Here is a 6883-nt window from a genome sequence, read left to right as displayed (position 1 = left end):
GTGGGGGGGGGGGGGGGGGGGGGGGGGGGGGGGGGGGGGGGGGCCGCCCCGGGGGGGCGGGGGGGGGGCGCCCCCCCCCCCCCCGCCCGGCGGGGGGGGGGGGGGGGGCCCCCCCCCCCCCCCCCCCCCCCGCCCCTTTCCGGTGCCGGAGGGATCAGCGGGCGCCGATCTCGTCCGTCAGCCGGGGGAGCACCTCGAAGAGGTCGCCGACCACGCCGTAGTCCACGAGGTCGAAGATCGGGGCCTCCGGGTCCTTGTTGACCGCGACGATCGTCTTCGACGTCTGCATGCCGGCCCGGTGCTGGATCGCGCCGGAGATGCCCGCCGCGACGTACAGCTGCGGCGAGACCTGCTTGCCGGTCTGGCCGACCTGGTGGGCGTGCGGGTACCAGCCCGCGTCCACGGCGGCCCGGGAGGCGCCGACGGCCGCGCCGAGCGAGTCGGCCAGCTTCTCGACGACCCCGAAGCCCTCGGCCGCGCCGACGCCGCGGCCGCCGGAGACCACGATCGCGGACTCGGTCAGCTCGGGACGGCCGGTGGAGACGCGCGGGGTGCGCGAGACGACCTTCGCCGCGTTGCCGCCGAAGGCGACGGCGACGTTCTCGACCGTGCCGGCGGCCGGAGCGGCCTCCGGGGCGGCGGAGTTCGGCTTGACCGTGATGACCGGGACGCCGCGCGAGACCGTCGACCTGACCTGGTACGAGGCGGCGAAGACGGACTGGGTGGCGACCGGGCCGTTCTCGCCCGCCTCCAGCTCCACGGCGTCGGTGATCAGACCGGAGCCGAGGCGGAGCGCGACGCGGGCCGCGATCTCCTTGCCCTCGCCCGAGGAGGTCACCAGAACGGCGGCGACCCCCTTCTCCCGGGCGATCCCGGTGAGCGCGTCGACCTTCGGCACGACGAGCCGCTCGGCGAACTCGGCGCCGTCCGCGACGTACACGGTGGCCGCGCCGTACTCGCCGGCGGTCGCGGCGATCGACGCGGCGGCCTCGCCGGCGCCGAGCACGACGGCCGAGGGCTCGCCGATGCGGCGGGCGATCGTGAGCAGTTCGAGGGCCGGCTTGCGGACCGTGCCGTCGGCGTGGTCCACGAGGACCAGGATCTCAGCCATGATTCGTTGCTCCTGTGTGGGTGTCCGGCCGGCGGCGGATCAGATGAACTTCTGGGCGGCGAGGAAGGCGGCGAGCTGCTTGCCGCCGTCGCCCTCGTCGGTGACGATCGTGCCCCGGGTGCGGGGCGGACGCGCGGTCGCGGAGTCGACCAGGGTCCAGGACCCGGCGAGGCCGACCTCGCCGGCGTCGATGCCCAGGTCGTCCAGGTCCAGCTCCTCGACCGGCTTCTTCTTGGCGGCCATGATCCCCTTGAAGGAGGGGTAACGGGCCTCGCCGGACTGGTCGGTGACCGACACGACGGCCGGCAGCGGGGCCTCCAGGAGCTCCGTGGCGGCGTCGCCGTCCCGGCGGCCCCGCACGGTGCCGTCCTCGACGGAGACCTCGGAGAGCAGGGTGACCTGCGGGAGGTCCAGCCGCTCGGCGAGCAGCGCGGGCAGCACGCCCATGGTGCCGTCGGTCGAGGCCATGCCGCAGACGACCAGGTCGAAGCCGGTCCTCTCCAGGGCCTTGGCGAGGATCGCGGAGGTGGCGAACACGTCGGAGCCGTGGATGTCCTCGTCGTTGACGTGGACGGCCTTGTCGGCGCCCATCGACAGCGCCTTGCGCAGGGCGTCCCTGGCGTCGTCCGGGCCCACGGTGACGACGGTGACCTCGGCGTCGTCGGCCTCCTCCGCGATGCGCAGGGCCTGCTCGACGGCGTACTCGTCCAGCTCCGAGAGCAGGCCGTCGACGGCCTCGCGGTCGGTCGTCAGGTCGTCGGCGAAACCGCGGTCGCCGGACGCGTCGGGGACGTACTTCACACAGACAGCGATCTTCAGGGTCACGGCCTGTCTCCTTTCAACAGCTCAACGGCCTGGTGGTTACGGGAGGTTGCGGGCCATGACGATGCGCTGGATCTGGTTGGTGCCTTCGTAGATCTGGGTGATCTTGGCGTCGCGCATCATGCGTTCGACGGGGTAGTCGCGGGTGTAGCCGTAGCCGCCCAGGAGCTGGACGGCGTCGGTGGTGACCTCCATGGCGGTGTCGGAGGCGAAGCACTTGGCGGCGGCGCCGAAGAAGGTCAGGTCGCCGTCGACGCGTTCGGACTTGGCGGCGGCGGCGTAGGTGAGCTGGCGGGCGGCTTCGAGCTTCATGGCCATGTCGGCGAGCATGAACTGCACGCCCTGGAAGTCGGCGATGGGCCTGCCGAACTGCTTGCGTTCGGTGACGTAGCCCTTGGCGTAGTCCAGGGCGCCCTGGGCGATGCCGATGGCCTGGGCGGCGATGGTGACGCGGGTGTGGTCCAGGGTCTTCATGGCGGTGGCGAACCCGGTGCCCTCCGCGCCGATCATGCGGCTCGCGGGGACGCGGACGTTGTCGAGGTAGACCTCGCGGGTCGGGGAGCCCTTGATGCCGAGCTTCTTCTCCGGCGCCCCGAAGGAGACCCCCTCGTCGTCCTTGTCGACGACGAAGGCGCTGATGCCCTTGGAGCGCTTGTCGGGGTCGGTGACGGCCATCACCGTGTAGTACTGCGAGACGCCGGCGTTGGTGATCCACCGCTTGACGCCGTTGAGGACCCAGGAGTCGCCGTCGCGGACCGCGCGGGTCTTCATCCCGGCCGCGTCCGAGCCGGCGTCCGGCTCCGACAGGGCGTAGGAGAACATCGCCTCGCCCCGGGCCAGCGGGGCCAGGAACCGCTGCTTGAGCTCCTCCGAACCCGACAGGACCACCGGCAGCGACCCCAGCTTGTTGACCGCCGGGATCAGCGAGGACGACCCGCACACCCGGGCCACCTCCTCGATCACGATCACCGTCGCCAGCGCGTCCGCCCCCGCGCCCCCGTAGGCCTCGGGCACGTGCACCGCGTGCAGGTCGTTGGCGACCAGCGCGTCCAGGGCCTCCTGCGGGAACCGCCCCTCCTCGTCCACCACCGCCGCGAACGGCGCGATCTTCGCCTCCGCCAGCGCACGCACCGACTCCCGGAGCATCTCGTGCTCCTCCGAAGGCCGATACAGGTCGAAGTCCTTGCCCATGATGTGGAGCTCCCCTAGACGCGTGTGGCACTGAGTACCCTCAGCAAAGCACACTCAGTACCACGACGCCAGAGCGCCCCGGCGCGGTGTGCGGCGGGGCGCTGGAGAAACCGACCGGTCGGTTTACTGGGTGTGCGTTTCCGCGAGATTTCCTTCTTCGTGACGGAGCCGGCTCGCGTCGTATTCTGCGGCCAATTGCCGTGCGCGGCTTTCGCTCATCTCCAGACGGGTCAGCAGGGCCGGGGTGCATATGGTCGGCAGTACATGCCGGAGCAGGACCAGGACTCGGTGGGTCAGATCATTCCGCTCGCAAAGGATCTGAGACATCGTCTGGATTCCCGCGAAGGCGCCGGCGAACAGTTCGGCGGTGTCCGTCACGTCCACGTGGACGAGGAGTTCGCCCCGCACCTTGGCCACCGTCAGGACCTCCGACACCTGGTCGATCCAGGCCCGGAACGGGGCGGCCCGGTCGACGCCCGTGGCGCCGCTGTCCAGGGCCAGGGCGACGCTCGCCCGCACCAGGGGGTCGCGCTGCAGCCGGTGGGCGAGGAGGAAGCCCTGGTCCACCAGCTCCTGCACCTTGATGGGCTGCGGGCTGAGCGGCTCGTCGAGCATCTGGGCGTCCAGCACACCGAGAGCGAGGTCTTCCTTGGAGGCGAAGTGGAAATAAAGCGCTCCCTTGGTCACCCCGGCGCGCACCAGGATCTCCCCGATGGTCGTCCGCTCGTAACCGCGCTCCGCGAAGACGGCGGCCGCCGACTCCAGAATCATCCGCCGGGTACGGATTGCACGCGCTTGCTGCGCCAAGGCGCCTCCCGCTGTCTCGCTGTCTGTGCTCAACGTGTGACGTGAAGCATTGAAAAGAAAACCGCGCTGTACGTATCCTACGCCGGGTGGATTTGCCACCCGGGGCGTGCCGTGACGCGAGGGGAAGCCATGGAACAGAGCCGTCGAGGGGCGACGACACCCGTCCCCGGGGAGTTCGTCCATCGCGCGGACCCGGCCGACATCATTCCCACAGGCTGGACGCGGCGGCAGGAGAACCGTTACTCCGTCTCCGCGCGCTGGTCCGCCTCGCATCCCTTCTTCTCTCCGGTGGCCGGGGGCCGTTACGACCCCGTCCTGGTGGCCGAGACGATACGTCAGGCCACCATGCTCGTCGCTCATGCCGAACTCGCGGTACCCGTGGACGACCAGTTCGTCATGTGGGAGCTGAATTACGCCGCCGACCCGGAGGCGCTCGTCCTCGACGGGCCCTCCTCCGACATCACGGCCGACATCACCTTCCCCGAACTCGACCGGCGCGGAGACCGGGTCCGGAGCCTGCGCACCGGCGTCGTACTGACCCGGGACGGACGGCCGTTCGCCACCGGGGGCGGCACCGCGCGCTGCACCTCGGCCCCGGCGTACCGCCGCGTGCGGGGCGGACGGATGGCGGCCCTCGGCCGCCCGGTCCCCCTGATACCCGGCGTGGCCCCGCACCTGGTCGGCCGCGAGGACGCCAAGGACGTCGTCCTGGCGCCCGGCGACCGCCCCGGCCGGTGGCGGCTGCGGATCAACACCGCCCACCCCACGCTCTTCCGCCGCCCGAACGACCACGTCCCCGGCATGCTCCTCCTCGAAGCGGCCCGGCAGGCGGCGATGCTGGCGACCGGCGACACCGCCTACCTCCCCGCCGTCATGGAGCTCTCCTTCTCGCGCTACGTCGAACTCGACAGCCCCTGCTGGATCGAGCCCGAGGTCGTGGCCTCCCCCGCCGGCCCGCCGGCCGCCGTCCGGGTCACCGGGCGGCAGGACGGGACCCCCGTCTTCCTCTGCACACTCGGCTCTCCCTCCCCGTCCCGGGAACCGGTGGTGGCCGGACTCGGCCCCGCCGCCCGGTCGGCGGCCTGAACCGGAACGGAACGATGGGCGCTCGCATTCTGATCACCGGCGCGACCGGATTCATCGGCGGCCGGGTGGCGGCGGCCGCGGCGAAGGAGGCGGAGTGCGCGCGCGTACGGCTGCTCGCCCGCCGCCCGTCCGCCCCGCCGCCGTCCGCCCCGCCGGGCGCCCCGGACGTCGAGACCGTCCGGGGCGACCTCCGGGACCCCGCCTCCCTGCGCCGCGCCTGCGAGGGGATCGACGTCCTGGTCCACTGCGCCTCCGCGATCGGCGGGGACGAGGAGACGGCCCGCGCGGTCAACGACGAGGGCACCCGGGCCCTGGTCGACGCGGCCGTACGGGCCGGGGTGACCCGGATCGTCGCCCTGAGCACGGCCTCCGTCCACGGCCGCGGCCCCTTCCGCGCCGCCGCCCCCGGCACCCTTCCGATCGCCCCCGTCTCGGCGACCAGCCGCACCCGCGCGGCGGGCGAACGGCACGTCACGGAGGCCGGGGGGACCGTCCTGCGCCCCCACCTGGTGTACGGCACCGGGGACCGGCAGCTGGTGCCCGGTGTCGTCCGGCTCCTCTCGGCGCTGCCCGGTCCCCTCGACGGGGGCGCCTCGCTGCACTCCCTGATCGACGTGGAGAGCCTGGCGGGCGCCCTGGTCGGCGCGGCGCTCTCCCCCCGCACCCGGCCCGGGGCCTACCACGTGAACCACCCCGCGCCGGTGCCCGTCGCGGAACTGCTCGCGGTGGGGGAGGAGTTGCTCGCCCGCCGGGGAACCCCGCGACGGGGGCCCGCGACGGACACCGCCGGTGCGCGCGCCCTCCTCGCGGACGATCCCGTCGCCCTGCACCACCTCGCCCTGCTCGCCACCGACCACTGGTTCGCCGACGACCGCCCCTGGCGGGACTTCGGCCGCGACCCGGGGCCGGACTTCGCCACGGGGTTCGCGGACCACGCGGCGTGGTACCGGGACCTGCTCGCCCCCTCCTGAACGCATCCCGACCGCACCCCGACCGCCCCTCCCGAACACACCCCGACCACTCCCGCCCGAACCGAACCGAAAGAAGGCGTCACCGACATGTCCGCGCTGGCCGGCAGGACCGCGATCGTCACCGGGGCGAGCCGCGGCATCGGAAGGGGCATCGCGGAGCGGCTCGCCGCCGACGGCGCCCTGGTCGCCGTGCACTACGGCAGCAACGAGGAGGCCGCCCGCGAGACGGTGCGGGCCATCGGGGAGAAGGGCGGCCGGGCCTTCCCGTTCCGCGCGGACCTGGAGGCGCCGGACGCCGTCGACACCTTCTACGCGGGGCTGGCGGCCGGCCTCGCGGAGCGGGACGCGGGACCCGGGTTCGACATCCTCGTCAACAACGCGGGCGCCAGCGGCTCCGGCCGCATCCACCAGCTCACCACCGAGGTCTTCGACCGGCTGGTCGCGATCAACGTCAAGGCCCCGCTCTTCCTCATCCAGCGGGGCCTCGGCCTGCTGCGGGACGGCGGCCGGATCGTCAACATCTCCTCGGCGGTGACGAAGCACGCCTTCCCCGACTCCGTCACGTACGCGATGACCAAGGGGGCCGTCGACACGATGACGCTCGCCCTCGCCAAGGAGCTGGGGCCCCGGGGGATCACGGTCAACGCCGTGGCGCCCGGGTACATCGCGACGGACATGAACGCGCGGCGCAGGGCGACGCCCGGGGCGAGCGCCGCCCTCGCCGCGCTCTCGGTCTTCAACCGGCTCGGGACGCCCGCGGACGTGGCCGACGTGGTCGCCTTCCTCGTCTCGGACGACGCCCGGTGGATCACCGGCCAGTACCTGGACGTGACGGGCGGCAGTGCGCTCTGAGGGCCGCGCCCCGGGGGTCCGAACCGGCCCGGAGAGCCCGTGC

The 6883-nt window shown here is 73.1% G+C and carries 7 protein-coding genes; 3 read left to right on the top strand and 4 right to left on the bottom strand.

Annotated features, from left to right (window positions below; translation table 11 throughout):
* Positions 1-154: 154 nt before the first annotated feature.
* The 4 genes from ACZ3IL_RS23615 to ACZ3IL_RS23600 form a co-directional block, all read right to left on the bottom strand.
* Complete coding sequence (locus tag ACZ3IL_RS23615) at positions 155-1111, bottom strand: electron transfer flavoprotein subunit alpha/FixB family protein (protein WP_467393081.1); 957 nt, start codon at positions 1109-1111, stop codon at positions 155-157.
* A 39-nt stretch (positions 1112-1150) separates the two neighbouring features.
* Positions 1151-1936, bottom strand: coding sequence for an electron transfer flavoprotein subunit beta/FixA family protein (locus ACZ3IL_RS23610; RefSeq protein WP_467393079.1), 786 nt, complete (start codon positions 1934-1936; stop codon positions 1151-1153).
* A 36-nt stretch (positions 1937-1972) separates the two neighbouring features.
* Positions 1973-3124 (bottom strand): acyl-CoA dehydrogenase family protein, encoded by a 1152-nt coding sequence (locus tag ACZ3IL_RS23605; RefSeq protein WP_467393077.1) that lies wholly within the window; start codon positions 3122-3124, stop codon positions 1973-1975.
* A gap of 123 nt (positions 3125-3247) precedes the next feature.
* Complete coding sequence (locus tag ACZ3IL_RS23600; protein WP_467393075.1) at positions 3248-3931, bottom strand: ScbR family autoregulator-binding transcription factor; 684 nt, start codon at positions 3929-3931, stop codon at positions 3248-3250.
* 129 nt (positions 3932-4060) lie between these two features.
* Between ACZ3IL_RS23600 and ACZ3IL_RS23595 the strand changes: the two genes are divergently transcribed.
* From ACZ3IL_RS23595 to ACZ3IL_RS23585, 3 genes are all read left to right on the top strand, one after another.
* A complete protein-coding gene (locus ACZ3IL_RS23595) occupies positions 4061-5017 on the top strand; it encodes a ScbA/BarX family gamma-butyrolactone biosynthesis protein (protein ID WP_467393073.1) in 957 nt (318 codons plus the stop codon).
* Between the two features lie 14 nt (positions 5018-5031).
* Entirely contained in the window at positions 5032-5988 is a 957-nt protein-coding gene (locus ACZ3IL_RS23590; protein WP_467393071.1) for an NAD-dependent epimerase/dehydratase family protein, read from the top strand.
* Between the two features lie 87 nt (positions 5989-6075).
* Positions 6076-6840 carry an SDR family NAD(P)-dependent oxidoreductase gene (locus ACZ3IL_RS23585; protein WP_467393069.1) on the top strand — a complete coding sequence of 255 codons (765 nt, stop codon included), beginning with the start codon at positions 6076-6078 and terminating at the stop codon, positions 6838-6840.
* Positions 6841-6883 lie beyond the last annotated feature (43 nt).

Source organism: Streptomyces sp. NPDC014907, from assembly GCF_055562975.1.
Note: the sequence above shows the minus strand (reverse complement) of the source record. Positions and strands in the feature narration are given on the sequence as shown.

What these genes read in the sequence shown, in the direction of transcription:
- ACZ3IL_RS23605 (WP_467393077.1), bottom strand. Translation starts at nt 3,124, where the DNA reads ATGGGCAAGGACTTCGACCTGTATCGGCCTTCGGAGGAGCACGAGATG.
- ACZ3IL_RS23590 (WP_467393071.1), top strand. Translation starts at nt 5,032, where the DNA reads ATGGGCGCTCGCATTCTGATCACCGGCGCGACCGGATTCATCGGCGGC.
- ACZ3IL_RS23585 (WP_467393069.1), top strand. Translation starts at nt 6,076, where the DNA reads ATGTCCGCGCTGGCCGGCAGGACCGCGATCGTCACCGGGGCGAGCCGC.
- ACZ3IL_RS23615 (WP_467393081.1), bottom strand. Translation starts at nt 1,111, where the DNA reads ATGGCTGAGATCCTGGTCCTCGTGGACCACGCCGACGGCACGGTCCGC.
- ACZ3IL_RS23595 (WP_467393073.1), top strand. Translation starts at nt 4,061, where the DNA reads ATGGAACAGAGCCGTCGAGGGGCGACGACACCCGTCCCCGGGGAGTTC.